Consider the following 25,707-nt stretch of genomic DNA (forward strand, 5'->3'; position numbering starts at 1 on the left):
TTAAAGTACAGGCATGTGTTACATGTCGATAAGGAAAGTGGATGTAAATTTACTTTTGAAATAGAATGGTACCGCGCAAAAAGGCGCTTCTATCTTGGACAAAGTCTGAGAGGAAGCGTCTTTTTATATTGAGGAGGAGAAACTATGAAAAAGAATACGATTAAGAAAATATTATTATTAGTTACTACCACATTGAGTGTATTTTTCTTGGCAGCCTGTGGAAACAGTCAAGCAAGCAGTACCAAAGAAAAGACCGTTAAAATTGGTATTACTGGGTCAGATGACCGAGTTTTGAACCTAGTTGCAAAGAAAGTTAAAAAGGAAGGCATTAATTTGAAGATAGTTGAATTTTCAGATTATAATCAACCCAATACTGCTTTACAACAAGGTGAAATTGATTTGAATGCTTTTCAAACTATCACATTCCAAAATGATTGGAATAAAAAACATCATAGTAATATTGTTTCTATCGGTTCGACTGTAATTGCACCAATGGCACTTTACTCTAAGAAAATTACTAGTTTAGAACAATTTAAAGATGGAGATAAAATTGCTGTTCCAAATGATGCCACTAATGAGGGACGTGCCCTGCAATTACTTGAAAGTGCAGGTTTAATTAAACTAAATTCAGCAAAAATTCCAAACGTTAAAGATATTACAGAAAATAAATTGAATTTGAAAATTTCAGCACTAGATGCTGCCCAAACAGCTAAATCACTTGATGATGTTACTGCTTCAGTTGTTAATAGTGGAGTTGCTAGTGATGCTAAATTGAATCCTAAGAAGGCAGTTTATAGGGAAAAAATTACTGCTAAATCAAAACCTTATGTGAATATAATTTCCGCTAACGCCAAAGACAAAAACAATGCTACTTACAAGAAGATTGTTAAGGCATATCAATCAAAGGATGTTGCTAAAGAGATTAAAAAAGAATTTGGTGGTTATGAAAGTCCTGCTTGGAATTATAAAGTTTTGAATTAGAAATTCAAAGATTGAAAATTGAGTAAAATAAAAGTCACCTATACGGGTGATTTTTATTTTTTTATGGAAAATGATGACTGCCACTTATATTCTAACCAATCTTAAATAGATACTTTATTTAAGACATAATGAAATTTTTTTATTAAAATAGACGTAATAATTAAAACAGAAGTCAGGAATAAATATGAAAAATTTAGGAGCTGTTTTAAAAGAATTACGCAAAGAAAAAAAGCTGACTCAAAGAGAATTGGCTGAAGGAATTTGTGCACAATCAATGTTATCGGCGATTGAGAATGATGTTTACATTCCTAATGCAAATTTATTGATTAAGCTAGCAAATAGATTGGAAGTTAATCTTAATCAGATTAGTTTAGCCATTAATTATAATATTTCGACAAAGGACAATTATAATCAAACGGTGGATAAGCTGTGTAATAATCATCAATATCAGAAATTATTAAATTTTTTACAGCAAAACAGAGTAATAGATGATCTTGAAACAGCATCTCAATATCAAAGCTATTATTATTATTTGGGTGTTGCGCAATTACAAACTAATACGATCGATGAAGCATTACAATCGTTCAAGCTATCTTTGACAGAAATCAATCATCTTCAACTGGATACCATTTCGAGATTGGCGTATTTAGCAATTGGTTATATTTATGCCTTACAAAATAAAAAAATTACGGCTGTTGATAATATTGATTTAGCTTTTAGAAATTGGAATGAATTTTCCTATGATGAAAATCAAAATATTCTTTATTATTTGGCAGCACTGATTTACTTTAAGTTAAATGATTATCAAAATTCAACAGCATATTTAGTTGATGGAATTACTTTTATCGCTAAGCATGATTCACATTATATGTTGGCTAATTGTTATTTTCTGATGGCACGTTTGTCACAAGAGGCTCATCAAGATGATAAACGTTTAGAGGCATCAAGAAGAAAAGATTTGTTCACTGAACTTTATGGTGAAAAAGTTTTTAAAGATTTTTAGAATATCAGTAAACTGATTATTAAATTAGACTTTGTTTTTTTATGATGAGTTCATCAAATAAATGAGGTGACCGATATGAAAGAATTATTTAATAATCAAATTACTATTCAGAGCAACTCCGAAAGAATCAAACAAGTTTTATTAGATGGATTAAAGCTTAAAATTTGGAATCCATCAATTATGACGGTTGATAAGCTTGAAAAAAATACTTATGAGATAAGACGAAATGAAGGTCCTAATCGTTATGAAAAAATTATAGTTAAATCAAAACAAGATAGAGTTATTTATCAAAGTACAGGTGGTTATTTAGAATATAAGATTGAATTTGATATAAAAGATTACGGTGATCTTACCGATGTAAGAGAAACGTTTTTAATTAATTCTGAAAGAAGTAGATTTCCAATTAAACTTTTAACTCCAATCGCTAAGAATGCGTTTAATCATAATTTAACTAGCCTAAAATTAATTTTGGATAGAGTAGGTTAAGGTTACAAAAATGTAAGTTGACTGTAAGAGCTTTAGATGTACTAATATTAATAATTCCATTAAGATATAATTAACAATAAAAGAGAAATAGGGGGAATTGACTTATGCATATTCCAATTAAACGTTCTAAAAGTGATAAGGTTTTTGCCGGAGTAATTGGTGGATTAGCAGAGCATTTTCAATGGAATCCAACTATTGCTAGAGTTCTTTGGGTAATTATCAGTTTGACACCATTTCCGGGTATTATAGGTTACTTAGTGCTTTGGATGTTGATGGAAAGTCCCGAATATTAATTATTAGAGGTTAAATAAAATGCATATTCCTATTAAAAGATCAAAAGATAATCAAATACTTGGCGGTGTAGTTGCTGGTCTTTGTGAAAAATATGATTGGAATCCAGCAATTGGCAGAATCCTTTTTGTGGCTTTGTCATTAACACCTATGTTTCCAGGGATAATTGTCTACTTGTTACTATTATTATTGATGGAAAAACCTGATGAGGACTAATTTTTTGTCCTACTTTATTAAAAAATATCGCGTCTAATCATAATTTATGGTTAGACGTTTTTTTTATACCAAAATAATAAGATATAAAGATTAATTTGGAAAAAAACGTTTACATTTTTATGTAAGCGTTATATAATTATTTTGTTCAAAAGTTGAAACGTTTCAAGTTTTATAAGAGCTGTTATAAAGCAATTTTATTTGGTACATACCATTAAATTTAAAACGTTTTAAAAGACTTGGGAGGAATTAAAATGTCAGTATTATTAGCTAGGGTAGATCAACGTTTGATTCATGGAATTACAGTAAATCAATGGAATCGAGAATTACATCCAAAGCGTTTTATGGTGGTCGATGATGAAGATAGCCAAAACGAAATGGTTAAGGCAAGTATGAGAATGAGCAAACCAGCTGGAACAGGAATGTCTATTATCAGTCGAGAAAAGGCTATTAATAATTTTAAAGATGGTAAATATGATTCACATACAGTATTCATTATTGCTAAGGAACCAGCCACAATTTTGGATTTGATTAACGGTGGCGTAGATATTCCAGAAGTAAACGTTGGAGCATTGTTTGAAGAGAATGATCGTGTTCCATATACCAAACGTGTTGCTTTGGATAAAAAAGAAGTTGAGGATCTCAAATCAATTTCAGCCAAAGGTATTCCAGTATTTTTTGAATATACACCAGACGATGATGAAAAGGTTTCTCTTGAGGACGTTTTAAAGAAGAAGGGGGAAAACTAATATGCCAGTATTTTTACAAAATATCTTAGTTATTTTATTAGCAGCCTATATGGCTTGGGATAACGGAACTGGTAATCAAATTACGGGTAATTGGCCAGTAATTATTGGAATGCTAGTTGGTTTAATCATGGGTGATGTAAATGTTGGACTTGTCATCGGTGGTACATTGCAATTGATGTCATTAGGTGTTGCGGCTATTGGAGGTTCTTCAATTCCCGAATATGGTGTTGCCACTATAGTTGGTGTATTTTTAGCAATTAGAACTGGTGCAAGTACTGGTACTGCAATTGCTGTTGGATTACCAGTTGGTATGTTAACACTACAATTTGACGTCATTATGAAAATAATTAATAACTTCTTTGCACACTGGTCACAAAGATTGTTGCATGAGAAAAAATTTGAAAAAATTGATTGGGTTTTCTATTTAACAGTTTTCTGTTGGATGCTTAAATATGTAATTCCTATTACATTAGTCGTATTGTTTGGTACTCCTATTGTTAAAGCAGTTCTTCATATCATTCCAACTTGGTTTACAAATGGTTTGACCATTGCCGGAGGAATGTTGCCAGTTGTTGGTATTGGTATGTTATTACGTTATATGCCAGTTAAGAAATATCTAACATATTTAATCTTAGGTTTCGTTGCAGCAGCTTATGTTAAAATTCCGGTTTTAGGAATTGCTTTAATCGGTGGAGCAGCAGCCTATGCAATCTATCAACATAATTCACAAAAACTAACGCAAGAAGCAGCAGTTGTAACAGATTCTAATCAAGCTGATGAAGGAGACGATTTCGATGAGTAAGGATTTACAACAAGAGGCGGATACAAGTCGCAAATTAACAGTAAAAGAACGTAAAAGTATGTTTCGTCGTTGGATCTTCTCAGCTGGATTAGGTTATAACTTCGAATCACAACAGGCTCCATCAGTTGCATTTTCTATGCGTAAGGCCTTGAGAAAGATTTATCCAAATGATGATGAATATATTGAAGCAATGGATAATCATTATAAATATTTTAATGTAACTCCTCAAATGGGAAATGTCATCTTGGGTGCAACCTTAGCAATGGAAGAAAAAGATGGTATTAAATCAAAAGATGCTGTTCAATCATTGAAAACATCTCTAATGGGTCCATTATCAGGTGTTGGTGATTCATTATTTTGGATTTTGTTCCCAACTATTATGGGGTCAATTGCCGGATATATGGCCTTGCAGGGTAATGCTATTGGAGCAATTATCTGGATGGCAATTTACATCGGGCTGTATTGGGTTAAGATGTGGCTCTTTAATTTAGGATATACATCAGGTACTAAGCTAGTAACTACACTAGGTGCAAAAATAAATGTCTTTACAGATGCTATTTCTACAATGGGATTAATGGTTGTTGGATCGTTAATTTCAACAGTTGTTAAAGTTTATACGCCACTTAAATTCCAAACGGGGAAAGTAGCATTATCTCTACAAACAGGTGTTTTCGATAAGATTATGCCAGGCCTATTACCAGTTTGTTTAGCTGGATTGGTTTATTGGTTACTTGGAAAGAAATCTTGGACACCTACAAAAATTATTTTATTGATCATTGTTATTTGTTTAGTTGGTTCGTTCACTGGAATCTTAGGAATTGCTAAATAAATTTTAAATTAAGGAGAGTTGATTTTTATGAAACGTCATTATGTTATTGCTTCTCACAGCACATTTTCAGCCGGAATGGCTAAAGCACTACGTTTCTTTGCAGGAGACGAGTTAGATTTGGTGGTTTTAACAGCTTATGTGGATAATAAACCGATTGATGAACAAATAAAGAAAATTTTCGATAAGATTCCTGATGAAGATGAGGTAATCGTTCTAACCGATTTGATGGGTGGATCAGTTAACCAAAAATTCTTCCCATATGTTTATCGTCAACATACACAAATTATTACGGGGATGAATCTATCTTTGGCTTTGGCAATAGTAATGGAACCTGCAAATGATTATTTAAGTGCTGAACGAGTTAGAGCAATAGTAGACGAAGCTAGAGATCAACTTACTTATGTTAATGATGTTGCAAGTCAAATGTCGGGGGATGATGACGATGAATAACTGGAAGAAAAAAGGAATAGTTTATGAAGTCTATCCTCAAAGTTTTAAGGATACCAATAATGACGGAATTGGCGATATTAATGGTGTTATTGAGAAGTTAGATTACATCAAAAATCTAGGCGTTAATATCATTTGGTTAACACCAATTTTCAAATCACCAATGGTCGATAATGGTTATGATATTGCAGATTACGAAGCAATCAATCCCGTTTATGGAACCATGGAAGATTTTGATAAATTACTAAAATTATGTCATGAAAAAGGACTTAAATTAGTGATGGACTTGGTTGTTAATCATAACTCTGATCAATCCAAATGGTTCCAAGAATCGAAGAAAAGCCGAGATAATAAATATAGCAATTATTATATTTGGGAAGATCCCAAAGCAGATGGTTCAGCACCGACTAATTTAGGTTCAACATTTGGAGGATCAGCTTGGGAATATGTTCCTGAACGTGATCAATATTATTTACATTTATTTGCTAAAGAACAACCAGATTTAAATTGGCGTTGTGAAGCCATGCGACAAGATATTTATAAGACAATGCGTTTTTGGTTAAATAAGGGTGTCGATGGTTTTAGAATGGATTCAATTAGTTTCATTTCAAAACCAGAGAAATTTGAAGATGCACCATTAGAAGATAATAAAGAATATGGTTCTTATTATTATGGATCATCTAATGGTCCCAAATTACATGAATATTTACATGAAATGAATCGAGAAGTTATGAGTAAATATGATGTGATTACTATTGGTGAAACTCCACATACAACGGCTGCGCAGGCTGAAAAGTATATTGCTCAGGAACGTCAGGAATTAGATATGGTGTTCCAATTTGAACATATGCATGTTGATTATGGTGAGTATGGACGATACTCAGATGTTACTTTTAAGTTAAGTGATTTGAGAGATTCAATAATTAGATGGCAAAAGGATTTATCATGGAATTCTAATTATTTAGGTAATCATGATCAACCAAGATTGGTTTCTCGATTTGGGAATGATGAAAAATATCGTAAAGAATCAGCCAAAATGTTAGCTATGATCACGGTTTTACAAAAGGGTACTCCATTTGTTTTTCAAGGTGATGAAATTGGTATGACCAATGTTGACTTTAAAAACATTGATGAATTCAAGGATTTGGAAGCCCACAATACATATGAGTTTTTGAAAAACAAAGGATTAAGTGATGAAAAAGCACTGGAAATGATCAAAAGAAAATCTCGTGATAATTCTAGGACCCCAATGCAATGGAATGATAGTAAAAACGGCGGTTTTTCTGAAGGTAATCCTTGGATTAAATTAAATGATAATTACGATTCAATTAACGTTAGGGAATCATTAGATGACAAAGATTCCATTTATCATTTTTATCAGAAGTTACTCCAATTGAGAACTAACTCGGATGTTGCCACTGATGGTGATTTTAAAATTGTTTCTTTAAGCGATTCTGATGTTTTCGCTTATACTAGGAAATTAAATAATAAGACGATGTTAGTAGTTGGATCATTTTCTGATAAAAAGGTTAAATTTGAAGTACCAGAATCCCTTGTTTCTATGGGCAGTTCTAAAGTATTATCTAATTATAGAGATTCCATTAGAGAATTATCGAATATATTATACTTGCGCCCATACGAAGGGATTGTGTTTATGAATGACTAATATGAAGGACGTGGCCAGGGAAGCAAATGTTTCTTTGGGGACAGTTTCAAATTATTTAAATGAGAAAAAAGTACGTCCTGATGTTGAAGAACGTATTAAAGAGGCTATTAAGGATTTACATTATGTAAGAAACAATGCTGCTAGAGACCTAAGGACAAATGGATCTAAGTATGTAGTATTTGTTTTGCCAACTGTCTGGACACCATATTTTTCGGAACTTACTTATTGGGTTCAAAAGGGATTGGATGAATTTGGTTATAAAGCAATTCTTTGTTTATCTGAGAATCAGTATGATCAGGAAAAGGGTTTCGTTGATATGGCAGAGGAACAGCGAGTGGCTGGAATAATCTCAGTGTCATACTCTAATTTGACCAGTCATGTTCACTCGAAGATTCCTTTGGTCTCCATTGAAAAGGAAGATACGGGTCTATTTCCTTTAGTATCTTCCGACAATTATTCTGGTGGTGAAATTGCGGCTGAAGAATTTGAAAAACGTGGTGTGACAAAGTACTTATTTATAGGTGCCGATCATATTTCTTCCAAGGCTATGACAGCTCGTAAGTCGGGGTTTGTTGATTATTGTAATCGTCATGGACTAAATTATCTTCTTGATAGAGTACCGTCAAGTCATCATGAAGAAGAATTTGATGAAAAACTTTCAAGTATTGTACAAAGAATTGTTGATGACAAATCAGATTACGGTAATCTAGGAATTTTCGCATACACTGATGAGGTAGCGCTAAAATTATATGAGAAATTTTTGAAGAAAGATATTAAAATTCCTGATGATATTCAAATTATTGGTTTTGATGGTTGGAAATTATCTAAAGATCAACATATCGATATATCGTCAATTAGACAGCCGATCAAAGATATAGCCATGATGGCGGTTAAAGAACTAGATAATCAAGTTAAGGAAGATGGTTCTGATGATGTACCGAGAATCATGCTACCCGTGTCTTTCTTCCAAGGAGAAACTACTAAATTAATTTAGGAGAATTAACTATGTTTAATGAAAACAATCATGATGTATTAGAATGGTCATTAAACGGTAAGACATTAAGAATAATTCCATGGGGTCACGGGCTTAGAGTCTGTGACTCTTTTGGTAATGTGGAACATAATTGGGCTCTTACCGAAATTGTTGATAAGCAAGATAACTTTTTGATTGAATACGATAATAGCAAGGCCAAAATAACCAATGGCAAAACTACTGCGATAGTTGATAATGATGGCAAGATAATATTCTACAACCAAACCGGTAAGATATTATTAGAAGAGTTTTGGCGTTTTAGGAAAAAGGATATTAAAAGAGTAAATAGTTCAACATTCGTTGATGAAAATATGTTGAATAATTTTGTGAGTGCTTTAAAAATAGCTGGTCGAGAATTTCATCCAATACTGGGAGGAGACTATCAAATCCATACGAGATTTGAGGCTAACGATGACGAAAAAATTTTTGGAATGGGACAGTATCAACAAAAACAGTTGAACCTCAAAGGCTGCCAATTAGAATTAGCACATCGTAACTCACAAGCTTCAGTTCCTTTTATGTTGTCCAATCAGGGATATGGTTTCTTATGGAATAATCCTTCTATAGGACGAGTAACTTTTGCCCAAAATATAACCGATTGGTATGCTTGTGATACCAAGGTAATTGACTATTGGATTTGTGCTGATGATAATCCCAAGAATATTTTGAAAGATTATACTGAGGTTACTGGTAGAACTCCAGAAATGCCCGAGTATGGTTTGGGATTGTGGCAAAGCAAGTTACGATATCGAACTCAAGATGAAGTATTAAAAGTTGCAAGAAAATATTATGATAATGGAATTCCTTTATCAGTTATTGTGATAGATTATTTTCATTGGCCTAATCAAGGTGATTTTAAATTTGATAAAACATATTGGCCTGATCCTGAGAAAATGGTCGATGAACTTCAAAAAATGGGTACCAAAGTTATGGTCTCAATTTGGCCTAACATTGATAAACAAAGTGAAAATTATCAAGAAATGTCTGATAAAGGCTATTTGGTAAAATCGGATCGTGGTAATGGATTAACTATGCTTTTTCAAGGGAATACGACGTTTTATGATACGTCCAATCCTCAGGCGCGTGAATTTGTTTGGAATAAAATAAAGAGTAATTATTATGATAAAGGTATACAGCTTTTTTGGCTCGATGAAGCTGAACCGGAATATAGTCCGTATGATTATGATAATTATCGGTTAAAGCAAGGCCGCAATACGCAGATAGGAAATCTTTATCCTAAACTTTATGCTAAGGGATTTTACGAAGGTTTAAAGAGAGAAGGAAAAACTAAAATAGTTAATCTAGTACGATCAGCTTGGGCTGGTAGCCAGAAATATGGTGTTTTAGTATGGACTGGGGACATTGATTCTAGTTTTCGTTCGTTTAAATATCAGTATCAATGTGGTTTAAACATGGGAATAGCTGGTATACCTTGGTGGACCAGTGATATTGGCGGTTTTCATGGAGGGAACCCTGAAGATAATGAATTTAGAGAATTAATTGTTCGATGGTTTGAGTTTGCAACGTATTGCCCTGTTCTTAGAATGCATGGTGATCGTGAACCACATACTATTCCAATGAGTAAGTTTGGTGGAGGAAAAGTAGAAACAGGGGCTGATAATGAAATTTGGTCATATGGCCAACGTGATTTTGAAATTATGAAAAAATATACTAAAGAACGTACCATGATGAAAGATTACATTGCCGATATTATGCATGAAGCCCATAGTAAAGGATATCCAATTATGAGGCCATTGTTTTTTGATTTTCCTAATGACCAAAGGGCTTGGAATGTGGAGAATCAACATATGTTTGGTGATGATTTACTGGTAGCTCCAATATTTGAATATGGTGCTAGAGAACGTGAAGTATATTTACCTGAGATCGAAGGTCATAAGAAGTGGATAAATATTAATACGGGGGATATGTATGATGGAGGCTGTAGTTACAGAATAGATGCACCGTTAGATGTGATACCAGTTTTTAAAATATCTCAATAGAAGAATAAATGAGCATGATGACCATTGAAAATGGTTTATCATGCTCATTTTATATAGAAAAGTTAAAATTCAAGTATTTCCTTGATCGTATTTAAAACCCCATCATGATCATTGTCATCTTTTGTGATTTTGTCAGCTATTTTCTTAACTTGTGGTTTAGCATTATTCATTGCAATACCAATACCTGATTCTTTCAACATTTCCAAATCATTAGTATTGTCACCAAAGGATATAACATTATCTAAAGAAATATTCATTGCTTGACATAGGTGCCTAAGACCGATGCTTTTGTTGATATGAGCGCTCATAATATCAATACTTCCGAAACCACTAACAGCGCCGTGAACAAGGTCACCATGTTTATCATTGATTAATTGAGAAGCGATATCTAAATCATCATGTTGTAATTGAATGTTAAATTTAAAAATATCGTCATCAACTTTTTTTAAGTCGTCAATAATTTTTAAATTATCCATATGATATAAAGGCTGATATTTGGCCGTTTCCGAATAAGTAGCATTTTTACCTGAGAGTGAGATAGCTTTTAAATCTAATTCACTGGTTAAAATATCGATCATTTGATTAACGAATTCATGTGGGATAGTCTTTTCAAAAATTGTTTGGTGATTTGATACTATTTGAGCACCATTTTCAGCTACAAATGTATCGATTTCAGGTGATTCAGTAAAAATTTTGTATAAATGATCTAGATTGTTACCACTAGCCACGGCAAATTTAATACCCTTTTCATGCATCCTCTTTAAATAATTATTTAGTCGTTTTACATCATATTGACGGTCAGAATCAAAAAGAGTTCCGTCAATATCGGTAGCAATTAATTTTATTTCAGTCATTTATTTTCCCCCAGAGTTTGATCGTAATTCTTCAAAACAGTTTTAGTATACTCGAAGTCCTTATAATTATCATTTATAATTGAATACAAAGGGGATTGAAAAATGGATTTACATAAATTAGAAGTTTTCCTGAATTTAACCCAAACACTCAATTACACTGATACTGCTGAAAATTTATTTACAACTCAAGGTAATATTTCTAAGCAAATCAAATCTTTGGAGAAAGAATTGGATGTGATTCTTTTTAAGCGAGAACATCGTCAAATCACTTTAACTAAGCAGGGAAAAGCAATTCTGCCGTATGCTAAAAAAATAGTCAAAGAATATAGTACTATGAAAATAAAGATTTCAGAAATTCAAGACATTGATAATTCAACAATTGAATTGCATACGATACCGACAATGCCTAATTATCAAAGTTTTGGTTTGATAACTAGCTTTTTGCAATCATATCCTAAAATACAATTGCAATTAAAGGAAGAGGAAAGCTACAATTTGGTAACTTCATTGAAGGCAGGTAAATGTGAGATTATTTTTGCTCGAACGTTTGAATTCAATGATTCGGATTTGGAAAGAATTATTGTAGAGAATGATGATTTTGTGGCAGTGTTGCCTAAAGAACATCCAATTGCACAAAAGAAGAAAATTGATTTGATTGAGTTAAAAAATGAACGTTTTTTGATTTTAGGTAATTCGACTAATCTTTATACACCAGTATTAGAACTTTGTAAGAATGCTGGATTTGAACCTAATGTTACTTATGAGGGAACTCGTGTAGACTTAATTATGCAAATGGTTCAGAATAATATGGGTGTTTCTTTAATGACAGGTAAAACGGCACAAGGTTTTGATAGTGACAAAGTATCGTTTGTGCCATTAACATCGAATATTTCTAACAAACTTTGTTTTATAAGAGTTAAAGGACAACATTCCAAAGCCAATGAATTATTTTGGAATTATGTTAAAGTACATTTGAATAGTATTGGGGGATAAGAATATTCAAGATTTATCAACAAAAGAAATGATCGACCTGATGGAATCAGGCCTTAATATGACGTTCTCCAATGAACAAATAGAAATTTTAAATAATGATTTTACTAAACCTTTATTAGTTAACGCCTGTGCAGGGTCAGGTAAAACAACTATTTTTATTTTGATGGCGCTAATAGCCATTGCTAAAGGTAATGCTGAACCAAATGAGATTTTGGGAATTACTTTTTCACACAAATCGAGAATAGATATGGGTGATCGATATGATAATTTCGTAAATGAGTTGAGCAACACGGGGCTGGATCTGTCAACTGGGAGACCGAACTTCACGACTTTTCATGCCTTATTTTATCAGTTATTACGTCAAAATCCGGAGTATAGAACGGCTCAAGTTTTAACCTCATATCGTTATTTTATGCGTGACTTATCAGATCAAATCAAACATCCAAGCAATATAATCACTAAAGCCGAGATGCTAGAAGAAATGTTTGATTTAAATGATTATATGATTAATCAAGGTTTAACAAATGATGGCGTTCTACCAAACAGTAGTGAAGGTAATTTGAGTGAAGCTATTAAAATAATGTCAGAATTCTCACGTCAGAATCATACAGATGATTTTTATAGTGATTACGTTGATGTGGTTCAAAAATATCAAGAATTAAAACGAGAGAATAGTTACATTGACTTCAATGATATGAAGCTGTTGTTACTTGAAAGTATGGAAGATCCCCAATACTTACAATATTATCAACAAATTATGTCTCGTTATAAGATAGCAGTCATTGATGAGTTTCAGGATATTGATAACTTGCAATGGCAAATAATTTCAAAGTTATTAGATCCAGAAACAATGGAGCATTTGATTGTTATTGGAGATGACGATCAGAGTATCTATTCATTCAGGGGCAGCAATCCTAAGTACATTTTGAATTACAAACGTTTACTGCCGAATGCTCAAAAGCATAACCTTTCAACAAATTATCGTACTGGAGAAAAAATTCTTAAACGAGTTATTCCTTTGATAAAAAAGAACCATGTTCGATTAGATAAAGAATTATTGTCAGGTCGTAAAGATATGGGAAAATTTGTCCTATATAGCAGTAAGAAATCAGGGTTTAGTGGTGATTCAAAAATGTTGAAGCGCCTAGTCAAGCAAATTAATGATCCGGATATTAATAATGACGATATTGCTATTCTGGTTCGATATAATTCTTCTAGAATGTTATTAGCAGATTGGTTAGCCAATCAAAAAATTTATGCCAACATAAATAATGCTGGAGCGATTTTACAAAATAATATTGTTTATAGAATTATTACCGATTTGATGAAATCCTTATGGCAAGATAAATATAAAGAATTTTCCAATCAAGCTAATCGAATTGGATTTCGAGCTTATAAGAATCATACTGAAAAGGTCGAGACTCGAACTGAGAATAATTTCAATAAATTGAGCGATTACTTATTGGGGGCTGAAGCTTATAACGCCGAGACCAATACACCTTTCAAAAGAACAGATGAACGGATTAAAGTTTATTTCAATAGTATCAGGAGATTCAAAACGAGAATGGGTCAGGCCGATAACGTTGAGAGTAAGAACAAGCTGTCCCAAAGTTTGATTAAAGATTTGTATAAGGCAGCAACTAAGTTAACTGATAAATATTTTGATTATATGACAGAGAAAAATTTTATGTCTAGAACTGAAGTTAATGATATTAAAAAGTATTTGGAAGACGAATTAGAAGGATATCAAAATATCGATGATTTTATTCTTGATGAAGAAAATAAAAGAGATATTTTGTCTAATCGAACGGAGCAGGATAAACAAGAACACCGGATTCAATTTTTGTCATTACATCAGGCAAAAGGTTTGGAATTTAAATATGTTTATTTGTATGGTTTAACTAATAAAGAAGTTGAAAATGCTGGTAAGGTATTGAACGATTGGTTCCCACCAGAAATTGCATTTGATGTGTTTGTTAAGAAGTGGAAATTAGTTTATAACAAGAATTTTACCTTTTTGGAAAAGGCTTTGAAGTCAGCTCATATTGATAACTATAAAGATATTACGAATAATAATGCCTTTAATCCAATTAATTTAGATAAGACATTAGATAAGAAAAAAGAATTTGCAATGTTTCATAGTTTTTATAGTGAAGTGGAAAACTATTCGTCCTTTATTGAAGAAGAACGTCGTTTGTTGTACGTTGGGGTCACTAGAGCACAACAGGAGTTAGTTTTGAGGATTGCTCCAGATTCTAATCCTTTGTTGTTTGATTTGAAACTTCCTAGGAAAAAGGAAAAAAATAATAGTGGGAGTAAGTAATGAAAATACGTAGATCAATTGAAATAATACCAACTCTAATTTTATTGGCAATTTCGATTTATAGTTTAGTATTGAGAGCTAATGGTGGAGTTTGGAATACTTATTTTGTTATTGGAGTAACAGGGTTGAGTGTTTATATACCAGTAGCATTATTCATTGAAGCTCTAGCTAATTCATCTCATAAAATTGAAAAAAATACTCATAAAAATAAAACTTTTTATAGTTGTATGATCGCCCTATGGATCATTTCATTGATTTTTGCCGTATTAATGATGGAACAAGTTAAATAATTAGAGTAAAAAAGCATTCCAATTTGGAATGCTTTTTGTTTTATCTTGAATTGTTTTGACATTTGATCAGACCCTATAATAATCATTGTTAAGAAAGAGAGGCCATAGCATGTCAAAACAATTGTATGATTTAAGAAAAGTCATTGATGAATTAAGGGAGCAACCAGGTCAATATCATGAAACTGATATTGAAGTTGATCCTAATGCTGAGCTATCTGGAGTTTATCGATACATTGGTGCTGGAGGAACAGTACAGCGTCCAACTAAAGAGGGACCATCTTTGATGTTCAACAATATTAAGGGATTTCCTGGCTCTCGAATATACATTGGCTCAATGGCAAGTAGGCAACGTGTCGGAATGATCTTACATCATGATTACCAAACGCTCGGTAGATTTTTAAAAGATTCAGTTGAACATCCTGTTGCTCCGGTTGAAGTAGATTCTAGTAAGGCACCTGTGCAAGAGGTTATTCATAAATCTACTGACAAGGGGTTTGATATTAGAAAGATTTTGCCAGCAGCTACTAATACTGAATATGACGCTGGACCTTATATCACAGTTGGGTTAGTTCTAGGTTCTAATCCAGAAAAAACCATGAGTGATGTTACAATTCATCGAATGGTTTTGGAAGATAAGGATACGCTGGGCATGTATATTATGCCAGGTGGTCGTCATATTGGTCATTTTCAAAAAGAATTTGAAAAATTAAATAAACCAATGCCAATAACAATTAATATTGGACTTGATCCGGCAATTACAATTGGTGCGACTTTTGAACCACCTACAACGCCACTAGGTTATGACGAATTGAATATTGCTGGGGCTATGCGGGACCAAGCAGTTCAACTGGTGAATGCCAAGACTGTTAATGAAAAAGCAATCGCTAGAGCTGAATATGTTATTGAGGCAGAAATTATGCCTAATCAAACGATGCAGGAAGATATTAATACTAATACAGGTAAAGCTATGCCAGAATTTCCTGGATATGATGGGGATGCTAATCCAGCTGTTAATGTTGTCAAGGTTAAGGCAATTACACATCGTAAAGACCCGATTTTTCAAACAATGATAGGTCCTAGTGAAGAACACGTTTCTATGGCTGGTATACCAACTGAGGCAAGTATTTTGGAACTGGTTGATAAGGCTATTCCTGGAAAAGTTGTTAACGTTTATAATCCTCCAGCAGGGGGCGGCAAGTTGATGACAATTATGCAGATTCATAAAGATGATGAGGCAGATGAAGGAATACAAAGACAGGCTGCTATCTTGGCGCTTTCTGCTTTTAAAGAGTTGAAGACAGTTATTTTGGTTGATGATGATGTTGATATCTTTGATATGAATGATGTTATGTGGACTTTGAATACTCGTTTTCAAGGTGATAAGGATATTATGGTTCTATCTGGCATGCGTAACCATCCGTTAGATCCGTCTGAAAGACCTGAGTATGATCCTAAATCAATTAGAGTTCGTGGTATGAGTTCTAAGACTATCTTGGACGGAACGGTTCCATTCGATATGAAGGATACCTTTGTTCGAGCTCAGTTTAAAGAAGTTAAAGATTGGGAAAAATATTTGAAATAAAGGAGAGTTAGGATGCCACGAAAGAGAAAAATTGTTATCGGTGTTACGGGTGCTTCAGGTACAATTTATGCAATTGATTTGATGAAAAAATTGAAATCAATTGAAAATGTTGAAACACATGTAATTTTCAGTGCATGGGCTAAAAAAAATTTACAGTTAGAAACAAACCTATCATTAGCTGATATAAAAGGGTTGGCTGATTACTTTTATAGTGATAGCGATCTTGGTGCCACGATTGCAAGTGGATCATTTTTGACTAATGGGATGGTAATTGTACCGGCAAGTATGAAAACTGTAGCTAGTATTGCAGTCGGTATTGGAGATAATTTAATTTCTCGTGCGGCGGATGTAACTCTTAAAGAACAACGAAAATTGATTATGGTACCGCGTGAAACGCCTTTGAATACCATTCACTTAGAAAATATGACCAAGTTATCAAAAATGGGAGTACAAATAATTCCACCTATTCCAGCTTTTTACAATAATCCTAAAACTATTCAAGATTTAATAGACCATCAAACTATGAAAGAATTGGATGCTTTAGGAATTGAAAATGATCTTAACGGTCGTTGGGAGGGGATTTAATGAAGTATTCAGTCACTAAAGAAAATTATACGATGATAGCCGATGTAAAAATTATTGGTAAAGATTTGTTTATTGCTGTGACTGGTGGTGATAATCCTCATATTGGCACTGTTACAACTTTAACTAAAGGTACAGAAATAAAAACGATTCGTTATCCTAGCCACGATGGAAGATTTCATAAAGATGATGTGCTTGCAATAAGAATAGGTAAAATTATTCAAGATTATTTACCAGGCAATTGTACAATTACAGCTGGAGTGCATGTTAATCATATTTCTAAGAAACAGATTATGGTTTCTGGGCAAATGGCTAAAAGTTTAGGCGATCAGATAAAAAAGTGGTTGCAAAATGCAAATTTTAATACACCAAATCCAATTTATTACAGTGATTCAGAAAAACCAGTATAAAAAATACCCATAGCTAGTTATCTTCTCAATGATTGAGAGGGTAATTATCCAATGGGTATTTTTTATTATAAAATTAGTTGCAAATTCCCAATTATTGTTTTACTGTATTAGTGTACTGATACAGTAAAACAATGGGGTGATAATTTTGAGTGCAACATTATTAAAAATTGAAAATTTAAATAAATCTTTTGGAAAAAAAGAAGTTTTGAAAGATATTAGTTTTACTGCTCAGAAGGGACACATAATTGGTTTGATTGGTGCTAATGGTGCAGGAAAGACTACAATTATGAAGGCCATTTTAGGTATTCTGCCTTTTAACGGAAAAATAACCATCAATGATAAAGAAGTTTCAATTGATAAACATCAACCGCTTCAGTCGGTTGGAGCGCTAATTGAGTACCCTGGTTTGTATCCATATCTGAGTGGCCGAGAGCAATTAAAACTGTTTGCTACTGGCAAAGAGCGAGAAAGAAAGGTACACAATATTATTGATGAGCTACAGATGAATCGTTTTGCAGATCAAAGGACGAAAGATTATTCTTTGGGGATGAAACAAAAACTTGGGGTTGGATTAGCGTTACTAAATGATCCCCAATTCGTGATTCTGGATGAACCGATGAACGGACTTGATCCCAAAGCTACAAAGGAATTGCGTGATCTAATTGTGCGTGAAAAAGAAAATGGTGTGACTTTCTTAGTTTCTAGTCATATCCTTAGTGAATTACAAAGAATTGCTGATGATGTAGTTGTAATTGATCACGGGAAAATCGTGACCTCCACAACAATGGAAAGATTACTATCGTCTAATAAGAAGTATTATTTTATTGATACAAATAATAATAAACTGGCTACTGATATTTTATTAAAAAATAATTATCAAGTTGAAAATAAAGAAGTTTTGAAAATACCTATCTTGGATGATTTCTCAATCAATAATCTTTTGAAAATCTTATTATCCAAAAATATTAAGATCAATGATATTAAACAACAGGATGGTGATCTTGAAGAGTCGCTCCTGAAAGTTTTAGATAAAGAGGTAATTCAAGCATGAAAACATTGATTAGACAAGAAATGTATAAATTAATAAAACAACGTAGCAATAAAATATTTTTTATTGGATTATTTGTTTTTCAATTACTAGTGGCACTATGTTCGGTTAAGTATCCTAAGTTTTTAGCCGCTAAAGATGCCTTTAGAACAAGTTATCTGGCCTTTATTCCCATTACGCTTTTCTTTATTGGCATTTGTAGCACACTCATAACTAAAGAGCATCAATATGGAACCTTGCGTTCATTGCTTTATCGGAGATTTTCATATGTTCAAGTAATAATTAGTAAAATAATATCTATGATGACTTTCACAATTGTAATCTTTCTATCAAGCTCAATAGTTAGTTTGATTTTTAAATTTATTTTCTTTAGTCATTTAACCTTGACCAAAAAAATGTTAGAAGATTGGTTGTTAAAAGATTTTAATCAATTTCTTACCTTAGTTTTCTTAATGAGTTTAGTTATTCTTTTAAGTACATTGATTAATAATTCTAATTTAGCTTTGACAATAGGTATTGTTGGATACTTTGTTGTTAATGTCTTCAATCAAATGCTGCTTATGTTGGTCGCAAAGTTTGATTGGTTAAAATGGAATCCTTTGAATATGATGAACTTTGGAGAACAACTTCAAAACAGTGATTTTCATAAATTGACCCAATTGTCGTTACCGCAAATTTCTATTGGTTATGTGGTTTATGTTGTATTATTTATTGGTTTGGCTGTTTATAGTTTTTGTAAGAAGGCAGTTTAGAGAAATATTGATTTTTTAAACAAGAATAGCTAAATTAATGCTAAAGTTATTAAATAAGCTTGGATTAAGGGAGATCAATTGGATCTTCCTTTTAGTTTTTATTAAGTTAATATTGACATAAATTATGCAAGGGCTTACACTTATGTCATTGAAAGGAATATATTAAAAAACGTATATTGAGGGAGGAAGTGATTATGAAGGAGAACTTATACCAAAAGAAAGGCATTGCTCTTATATATTTAGCAAAGAAGTTTTTTACATTGAGTATTGGCGATCGTATTCCAACTGTTGATGAATTGTGTATTGATACAAATACATCTAGAGGGACAATGCAAAGTGCACTAGAAACTCTTAAGAATGATGGAGCGATTAGAACTGTATCAAAAGGCCATATGGGAACATATTTAATAGATCAGAATCAGGATAAGTTATTGAATTATCTTGATGACAGAAATATTGTTTGTGCAATGCCTTTACCATATACAAAATATTATGAAGGATTAAGTACAGGCTTTTATAAATCCTTTGAGGATAAAAAGTTAGATTTAAATTTAGCTTATGTCAATGGTTCAGTTAATCGTTTAAATGGGTTGTTAAGTAATCGTTATGATTTTATTGTAACCTCTGGGTTAACTGCCGATTATTTGGTGAAAAATTATGATGTTGCTTTGATAAATATGTTTCCAGATGAAACTTATGTTTCTAAGCATGTGATTGTACACAAGAAGGGTGAAAATAACTTCATATATGATGGTATGAGTATAGGTGTAGATTCTCATTCAATTGATTATAAAATATTAACTCAAGAAGTAGTTAAGAATCATAAAGTAACTATGGTCGAAACTCCATATAATCAGATAGTTCAAAGAATTGAAAATGGTAGTATAGATGCTGCTATTTGGAATAAGGATGAGGTTATAGAAAAAAATTATCCAGTATCTTACGATTCAATTAATAGTAAATTGGTTGAAAAGTCCTCCAGAGCAGCATTACTTTGCAAAAAGGATAATGATTTTATTCGCGAAATAGTCAATCGTTATTCTGATGCAGACAAGATTAAGTTTGTTCAAGATCGGGTAATATCTGGGGAGATATTACCTGAATATTAGGAGATGATATGTTTGAAAGAAACTACTGAAGAAAAATTAAAAGTTTTGAACAGGGTAGGCAAGCTAGATCAGGATTCATTTGATTTTGTCACAGATGTTGATACTTATTTTGAATCAAATTTTTATAGCAATGATAACGAAATGTTGTTGATTCACTTATCGGTTGCTATAAATAGAATGATAAATTCTGAAAATGTCGATAGAATGCCAGATGAGTTGTGGCAACAAATTATAAACAAACCAGAGTATAAAGTTGCTGAATCTACTTGGAATGATTTAAAATCAAAAGCACCAGTCGAGTTTACAGAGAGTGAAACACAATATATTTTACTTCATATATTAAATATATTAAGGAGAAATCAAAATGATTAAAATTGTTATTGGCGGACAAATGGGAAAAGACGATATAAAAGCTTCGTTAGTAAGACTTATTGGTGATAAAGATGTTGAAATAACAATTAAGAACGATTTAGATGCAGCAATGGCTATTCAGAATAATGAAGCAGATTATTATATTGGAGCATGTGAGACTGGAGCAGGTGGAGCATTAGCGATGGCAACAGCATTATTGGGTTCTGATAAAACATTGACAGTAGCATCACCATCGAAAGTATTAACTGAGGATGTAATTGCAGAGGAGATTACCAACAAAGGCAAGATAGCATTTGGGTTCACAATTAATACTAAAGATACAGTATTACCGATTCTAGTGAAATATTTAGTGAAATAAAAAACTAACGTTTATCTATATTTCAATATACATTATTCAGTATATTGAATAATAAAAAAGGATGATGCAAAAATGAATATTACAACGCTAATTAATTATATATTAATTGCTGCTGTTGGTGGAGTTGGTTCGATTCTTGCAAATCGCGGTATTGCAGTGTTTAACGATGGATTAAGACCAATTATGCCAGAGTATATTGAAGGAAAAATTACCAGAAAAGAACTAGCAGCAACCAGTTTTGCCGTCAGTTTTGGGTTAATTATTGGGTTTGGTATTCCAGTTTCAATCGGTTCAACAATTTTGGTGGCTCATAGTATCTTATTGGCTGCCGATGTTATTGGAACTTGGACACCAGATAATAAATGGGGTACTGCATTAGCCGGTGTTGTCGGAGCGGTTTATGGAGCAGGATTATTATTCGGACTGTCATCAATTGTTGCATTATTTAAAATGCTACCATTCAACTTTTTACCTGCGCTTTCATTAATGAGTGGTCCCATTCTATTAGCTTTCTGTGCTTTTCCGGCTCTTGCAGTTGCAAGTCAACATAGTCCCAAAAAGGGATTTATCACATTTGGTTTAACATTTCTAGCATACCTGTTGGCAACTAAATTTGGTACTTTTAAAGCTGGAAAATACACAATTACTTTGAATGCTATTGGCATGGCTTTGTTGGTTGCGATGATCTGTATGATTTACTTTGCAGCACAAATTAAAGGCGAAGGCAACTCTAATGCTAGTTTAGTGAATGTCTTCTCAAAGCGTGTTGGTCGTATTAAAGGAAACTGGATCTGGTTGTCAATAATGGGTGGATTAATAACAGCCGCATCAAGTATGTTGATTATTGCCGTTGATGTTCTTCCACAACAATTATTGGTTAAGAATCAAATCATGGAGGCAGCAATTGCAACATTTGCTCGTGCAATTGGGTTTATTCCGTTGGTATTTTCAACTGCTATTGTAACTGGTGTTTATGGAATGGCTGGTACAACCATCATCTTCGCACTTGGTTTGTTGCTAAAAGGTCAACCAATTGTTGCTTTTATTGCTGGATTTGTTTGGATGTGGATTGAGGTTCAATTATTAGCAGCTACTGCTAAAGGATTGGATAAATTCCCAGGTTTAAGAGATATGGGAGAACATATTAGAACATCATTGCAAGATACTATTGCAATTGCCTTATTAATTGGTGCAGCGATTGCATGTAATAAGATGGCTGCCAATATTGGTTTCTTTTGGGTTATTGGATTCTGGCTTTTAAACAGGAAGGCTAAGAAACCTTTAGTAGATATGGCTGTAGGACCAATTGCAACAATTGCGTTTGGTGTTTTATTAAATTTGTTAAGAATAATAATGCTATTTTAATTAATTACATGGAAAGAGGAAATTAATATGTTAGTACCTGGTATGGTTTATTCACATGAGCATATTCCAATTGATTTATCAGAAGTTAAGCATAATGAAGATTGTCATCTTGATTCGCAAAATTTAGTGATTGAAGAATTTAAGGATTTATATTCTAAAGGTGTAAGAAATGTTATAGATATGACTAATAGAGGTATGGGGAGAAATATTCCTTATGCTCAAAGAGTTGCTAAGGAGTCTGGAATCAATATAGTTCAATCAACGGGATTTTATCAAGATGCTTTTTTACCAATTGAAGTTTATAGATTATCGATAAATCAATTAGCAGAAGAAATGATTAAAGATATTCAAGTCGGAATCAAGGGAACAGATATAAAAGCTGGAGTTATTGGCGAAATTGCTACTACTCAAGGTAAATGGACAGAAGGTGAGGGCAAGGTATTTGATGCAGCAGTAATTGCTTCAAAAGAAACAGGTTGTCCAATTAGTACTCATACATCTATTGGTACATTGGGTCATGAGCAAGTACGTTATTTCCAAAGAAATAATGCCAATCTAAGTAAAATTGTTATTGGTCATGTAGATTTATCTGCAAGTTCTGAATATGTCATTGATATGCTTAAAACAGGTATTAATGTTGAATTTGATACTATTGGTAAGAATAATTATTTGGCTGATTCGATCAGGGTAAAGATGCTTAAAGATATCGAAGAAGGAGGATATGAAGACCAAGTTGTCATGTCAATGGATATTACCAGAAAATCACATCTGAAGGAAAACGGTGGAAATGGATATTCCTATCTATTGGATAGTTTTATCCCTGAACTTGAAGATGGTGGCGTTTCAGAAAAATTCATCAATAAAATGATGAATGATAATCCCCACAGAATCTATGGTGATTTTAATGCCTAAATTTAAAACGTATCCTCTAGAAAGCATTTCAGTTGAAGAAGCCTTAAAAAAACAATTTTGTTTAGTTGATATTATGACAAGACATTTTTCGGGAAATGAATTATTAAGTCGTGGTGACTTGGGTGTAGTTCCCGGATTGAATCAACCAAAGTATACGAAAAAGGTAGAAGACGTATTGGCAGATTACTTTGGAACTGAATCAGCAATGTTAGTACGTGGTTCAGGAACAGCGGCTATTAGAATGGCATTGCATTCAGTTTTGAATCCAGGAAGTACCCTTTTGGTTCACAAGGCACCGATTTACCCTACAACTAAAGTTTCAATCGACAGTATGGGAATTAAGGCTAAGGAAATAGATTACAACAATATTGAAAAAGAACCCTTAATTAAAAATGTTTCAGCAATTTTGATTCAATATACACGTCAACAACCTGAAGATTCATATTCTATGAAAAATATTATTAAATATTTTAAATCTAATTATCCCAATACTCCGATAATTACAGATGATAATTATGCCGTAATGAAGGTAAAAAAAATTGGGGTTGAGTTAGGTGCAAATTTAAGTTGTTTCTCTACTTTTAAATTATTAGGTCCAGAAGGAATAGGCTGTATTGTTGGAAATAAAAAAGAATTGGATAAGTTAAGAAAAGAAAATTATTCCGGAGGTTCACAAGTACAAGGACATGAGGCACTCGATGTATTAAGGGGATTAACTTATGCGCCGGTTGCTTTAGCCAATCAAGCTAACGTGGTTAGCGAATTAGTAGAGCGATTAAATAATAATGAAATCCCTGAAATATCTTATGCTTATGTGGCTAATGCCCAATCAAAAGTTTTATTAGTAGAATTTGATCATCCAATTGCGCAGGAAATATTAAAATATACAAATTCTTTAGGAGCGGCACCAAATCCAGTTGGGGCCGAATCTAAATATGAAATTGTTCCTATGTTTTATCGAGTTTCCGGAACATTTAGAGAATATGATCCTGAACTACTTAAAACCACAATTCGAATCAATCCATATAGATGTGGAGCGGATACGATAATCCGAATTTTAAAGGAAAGTATCAATAAGGTGGTGAAATAATGTTTCTTAAACAACTTGAAAAACAAAACCCAGAATTAATTGATTTTGCATTTGAATTACATGAAACTGGACAAATTTTACCAGATACATATGTGATTGATTTGGATATGATTCATGAGAATACAAAGAAGATTGTTTCTGAAGCAAAAAAATATGGTATCGAGTTACTTTATATGACCAAACAATTGGGAAGAAATCCAATTATAGCTAAAGAAATTGAGATGGCAGGAATAGAAAATGCAGTTGTTGTTGATTATAGAGAAGCAGAAGTATTTATGGAGAATAATCTCAAATTAGGAAATGTTGGTCATTTAGTCCAGATACCAAAAGAATTTTTAAAGAAAATAGTTAACTATGGAACAAAGTACTTTACAACCTATTCTTTGGAAAATACTAGAGATTTAAATGATACTGCTAGGGCGGTTGATAAAAAACAAAAGGTGATTTTGAAAGTTCAAGATACTAGGGATGATATTTATCCAGGTCAAGTGGGTGGGTTTACCTTAAAGGAATTAGATGATCAGTTTGAGAAATTAAAAAGTTTATCGAATATAGAAATTGTAGGGATTACAACTTTTCCAGCCGTACTTTTTGATGAGAAAACATGTAGTTATGGATCAACTTCAAATATACAGACAGTTGAAGAGGCAAAAAAGATATTTAAAAAACATAATGCTGATTGTTCGGTTATAAGTTTACCTTCGGCAACAGCCACAAAATCTATTAAGTTGATTAAAGAACTCGGTGGTACTGAAGGAGAACCAGGACATTCATTAACGGGAACAACCCCAATGCATGCATTAAAAGATCTTCCAGAAAAACCTGCATATTGTTATGTAAGCGAAATCTCTCATAGTTATAACGATCATAGTTACATATATGGTGGCGGATACTACAGAAGAGGACACCTTAAAAATGCGATTGTAAAAGATGGAGATAAAGTTCATTCAGCCGAGGTTTTAGCATTAGATAATTCAAGTATCGATTATTACTTGGAATTAAATAAAAAATTTAAGTCAGGATTACCTGTGATTATGTCAACAAGAACACAAATCTTTGTGACAAGAAGTACAGTTGCCTTAGTAAGAGGATTACATAAGGGAAGTCCAAAATTAGTTGGTCTCTATGACAGTCAAGGAAGAGAATTACCAAAGGGGGTTAAATAAT

General features: G+C 32.8%; 28 protein-coding genes and 1 other annotated feature (1 of these 29 running past the window's edge). Of the genes, 27 read left to right on the forward strand and 1 reads right to left on the reverse strand.

What is annotated here, in order from left to right; genetic code table 11:
* Positions 1 to 94: a binding site (T-box leader), on the forward strand (it extends 143 nt beyond the left edge of the window).
* Between the two features lie 65 nt (positions 95 to 159).
* From CBP76_RS04140 to CBP76_RS04195, 12 genes are all read left to right on the forward strand, one after another.
* Positions 160 to 981 carry a MetQ/NlpA family ABC transporter substrate-binding protein gene (locus CBP76_RS04140; RefSeq protein WP_425430296.1) on the forward strand — a complete coding sequence of 274 codons (822 nt, stop codon included), beginning with the start codon at positions 160 to 162 and terminating at the stop codon, positions 979 to 981.
* Between the two features lie 184 nt (positions 982 to 1,165).
* Positions 1,166 to 1,984, forward strand: a complete 819-nt coding sequence (locus tag CBP76_RS04145) for a helix-turn-helix domain-containing protein (protein WP_102195679.1) — start codon at positions 1,166 to 1,168, stop codon at positions 1,982 to 1,984.
* Positions 1,985 to 2,059: 75 nt separating this feature from the next.
* A complete protein-coding gene (locus tag CBP76_RS04150) occupies positions 2,060 to 2,470 on the forward strand; it encodes a hypothetical protein (RefSeq protein WP_102195680.1) in 411 nt (136 codons plus the stop codon).
* Positions 2,471 to 2,574: 104 nt separating this feature from the next.
* A complete protein-coding gene (locus tag CBP76_RS04155) occupies positions 2,575 to 2,763 on the forward strand; it encodes a PspC domain-containing protein (protein ID WP_102195681.1) in 189 nt (62 codons plus the stop codon).
* Positions 2,764 to 2,782: 19 nt separating this feature from the next.
* On the forward strand, positions 2,783 to 2,977 hold the full coding sequence (locus tag CBP76_RS04160; RefSeq protein WP_102195682.1) for a PspC domain-containing protein: 195 nt from the start codon (positions 2,783 to 2,785) through the stop codon (positions 2,975 to 2,977).
* Between the two features lie 251 nt (positions 2,978 to 3,228).
* On the forward strand, positions 3,229 to 3,723 hold the full coding sequence (locus CBP76_RS04165) for a PTS sugar transporter subunit IIB (RefSeq protein WP_102195683.1): 495 nt from the start codon (positions 3,229 to 3,231) through the stop codon (positions 3,721 to 3,723).
* A gap of 1 nt (position 3,724) precedes the next feature.
* Positions 3,725 to 4,525 (forward strand): PTS mannose/fructose/sorbose/N-acetylgalactosamine transporter subunit IIC, encoded by an 801-nt coding sequence (locus tag CBP76_RS04170; RefSeq protein WP_102195684.1) that lies wholly within the window; start codon positions 3,725 to 3,727, stop codon positions 4,523 to 4,525.
* Positions 4,518 to 5,354, forward strand: coding sequence for a PTS system mannose/fructose/sorbose family transporter subunit IID (locus tag CBP76_RS04175; RefSeq protein WP_102195685.1), 837 nt, complete (start codon positions 4,518 to 4,520; stop codon positions 5,352 to 5,354). The genes CBP76_RS04170 and CBP76_RS04175 overlap by 8 nt, the downstream gene beginning before the upstream one ends.
* Positions 5,355 to 5,381: 27 nt before the next feature.
* Positions 5,382 to 5,804 (forward strand): PTS sugar transporter subunit IIA, encoded by a 423-nt coding sequence (locus CBP76_RS04180; protein WP_102195686.1) that lies wholly within the window; start codon positions 5,382 to 5,384, stop codon positions 5,802 to 5,804.
* Positions 5,797 to 7,467: a glycoside hydrolase family 13 protein gene (locus tag CBP76_RS04185; protein WP_102195687.1), complete on the forward strand. Its 1,671-nt coding sequence runs from the start codon at positions 5,797 to 5,799 to the stop codon at positions 7,465 to 7,467. The genes CBP76_RS04180 and CBP76_RS04185 overlap by 8 nt, the downstream gene beginning before the upstream one ends.
* Positions 7,460 to 8,461 carry a substrate-binding domain-containing protein gene (locus tag CBP76_RS04190; protein WP_102195688.1) on the forward strand — a complete coding sequence of 334 codons (1,002 nt, stop codon included), beginning with the start codon at positions 7,460 to 7,462 and terminating at the stop codon, positions 8,459 to 8,461. Before CBP76_RS04185 ends, CBP76_RS04190 begins: the two co-directional genes overlap by 8 nt.
* An 11-nt stretch (positions 8,462 to 8,472) precedes the next feature.
* Positions 8,473 to 10,500, forward strand: a complete 2,028-nt coding sequence (locus CBP76_RS04195; RefSeq protein WP_102195689.1) for a glycoside hydrolase family 31 protein — start codon at positions 8,473 to 8,475, stop codon at positions 10,498 to 10,500.
* 62 nt (positions 10,501 to 10,562) lie between these two features.
* Here CBP76_RS04195 and CBP76_RS04200 read toward each other — a convergent pair whose 3' ends face one another.
* Entirely contained in the window at positions 10,563 to 11,354 is a 792-nt protein-coding gene (locus CBP76_RS04200) for an HAD family hydrolase (RefSeq protein ID WP_102195690.1), read from the reverse strand.
* Between the two features lie 102 nt (positions 11,355 to 11,456).
* Here CBP76_RS04200 and CBP76_RS04205 point away from each other — a divergent pair, with 102 nt between their 5' ends.
* From CBP76_RS04205 to CBP76_RS04275, 15 genes are all read left to right on the forward strand, one after another.
* Positions 11,457 to 12,347 carry a LysR family transcriptional regulator gene (locus tag CBP76_RS04205; RefSeq protein WP_102195691.1) on the forward strand — a complete coding sequence of 297 codons (891 nt, stop codon included), beginning with the start codon at positions 11,457 to 11,459 and terminating at the stop codon, positions 12,345 to 12,347.
* Complete coding sequence (locus CBP76_RS04210; protein WP_133120381.1) at positions 12,337 to 14,670, forward strand: UvrD-helicase domain-containing protein; 2,334 nt, start codon at positions 12,337 to 12,339, stop codon at positions 14,668 to 14,670. Before CBP76_RS04205 ends, CBP76_RS04210 begins: the two co-directional genes overlap by 11 nt.
* Positions 14,670 to 14,960 carry a LasU family protein gene (locus CBP76_RS04215; RefSeq protein WP_102195693.1) on the forward strand — a complete coding sequence of 97 codons (291 nt, stop codon included), beginning with the start codon at positions 14,670 to 14,672 and terminating at the stop codon, positions 14,958 to 14,960. The genes CBP76_RS04210 and CBP76_RS04215 overlap by 1 nt, the downstream gene beginning before the upstream one ends.
* 109 nt (positions 14,961 to 15,069) lie before the next feature.
* The gene (locus tag CBP76_RS04220) at positions 15,070 to 16,542 is read left to right on the forward strand and encodes a UbiD family decarboxylase (RefSeq protein ID WP_102195694.1); all 1,473 of its coding nucleotides are present in this window, start codon (positions 15,070 to 15,072) and stop codon (positions 16,540 to 16,542) included.
* Between the two features lie 12 nt (positions 16,543 to 16,554).
* Complete coding sequence (locus tag CBP76_RS04225) at positions 16,555 to 17,127, forward strand: UbiX family flavin prenyltransferase (RefSeq protein WP_102195695.1); 573 nt, start codon at positions 16,555 to 16,557, stop codon at positions 17,125 to 17,127.
* Entirely contained in the window at positions 17,127 to 17,534 is a 408-nt protein-coding gene (gene lpdD, locus CBP76_RS04230; RefSeq protein ID WP_102195696.1) for a prenylated flavin chaperone LpdD, read from the forward strand. The genes CBP76_RS04225 and lpdD overlap by 1 nt, the downstream gene beginning before the upstream one ends.
* Positions 17,535 to 17,679: 145 nt before the next feature.
* Entirely contained in the window at positions 17,680 to 18,585 is a 906-nt protein-coding gene (locus CBP76_RS04235; RefSeq protein ID WP_102195697.1) for an ABC transporter ATP-binding protein, read from the forward strand.
* Complete coding sequence (locus tag CBP76_RS04240) at positions 18,582 to 19,334, forward strand: ABC transporter permease (RefSeq protein WP_102195698.1); 753 nt, start codon at positions 18,582 to 18,584, stop codon at positions 19,332 to 19,334. Before CBP76_RS04235 ends, CBP76_RS04240 begins: the two co-directional genes overlap by 4 nt.
* Positions 19,335 to 19,528: 194 nt before the next feature.
* Positions 19,529 to 20,443, forward strand: coding sequence for a GntR family transcriptional regulator YhfZ (gene yhfZ / locus CBP76_RS04245; protein WP_102195699.1), 915 nt, complete (start codon positions 19,529 to 19,531; stop codon positions 20,441 to 20,443).
* Positions 20,444 to 20,455: 12 nt separating this feature from the next.
* Positions 20,456 to 20,815 carry a PRD domain-containing protein gene (locus CBP76_RS04250; protein ID WP_166667173.1) on the forward strand — a complete coding sequence of 120 codons (360 nt, stop codon included), beginning with the start codon at positions 20,456 to 20,458 and terminating at the stop codon, positions 20,813 to 20,815.
* Positions 20,808 to 21,173 (forward strand): DUF2620 domain-containing protein, encoded by a 366-nt coding sequence (locus CBP76_RS04255; protein WP_102195701.1) that lies wholly within the window; start codon positions 20,808 to 20,810, stop codon positions 21,171 to 21,173. Before CBP76_RS04250 ends, CBP76_RS04255 begins: the two co-directional genes overlap by 8 nt.
* A 72-nt stretch (positions 21,174 to 21,245) precedes the next feature.
* Positions 21,246 to 22,538 (forward strand): YhfT family protein, encoded by a 1,293-nt coding sequence (locus tag CBP76_RS04260; protein WP_102195702.1) that lies wholly within the window; start codon positions 21,246 to 21,248, stop codon positions 22,536 to 22,538.
* A gap of 27 nt (positions 22,539 to 22,565) precedes the next feature.
* The gene (locus CBP76_RS04265) at positions 22,566 to 23,450 is read left to right on the forward strand and encodes a phosphotriesterase family protein (RefSeq protein ID WP_102195703.1); all 885 of its coding nucleotides are present in this window, start codon (positions 22,566 to 22,568) and stop codon (positions 23,448 to 23,450) included.
* Positions 23,443 to 24,540, forward strand: a complete 1,098-nt coding sequence (locus CBP76_RS04270; protein WP_102195704.1) for an aminotransferase class V-fold PLP-dependent enzyme — start codon at positions 23,443 to 23,445, stop codon at positions 24,538 to 24,540. Before CBP76_RS04265 ends, CBP76_RS04270 begins: the two co-directional genes overlap by 8 nt.
* Positions 24,540 to 25,706, forward strand: a complete 1,167-nt coding sequence (locus CBP76_RS04275) for a YhfX family PLP-dependent enzyme (protein WP_102195705.1) — start codon at positions 24,540 to 24,542, stop codon at positions 25,704 to 25,706. The genes CBP76_RS04270 and CBP76_RS04275 overlap by 1 nt, the downstream gene beginning before the upstream one ends.
* The last annotated feature ends 1 nt before the right edge of the window (position 25,707 follow it).

Source organism: Companilactobacillus nuruki (assembly GCF_002872255.1).
Lineage (GTDB): Bacteria > Bacillota > Bacilli > Lactobacillales > Lactobacillaceae > Companilactobacillus > Companilactobacillus nuruki.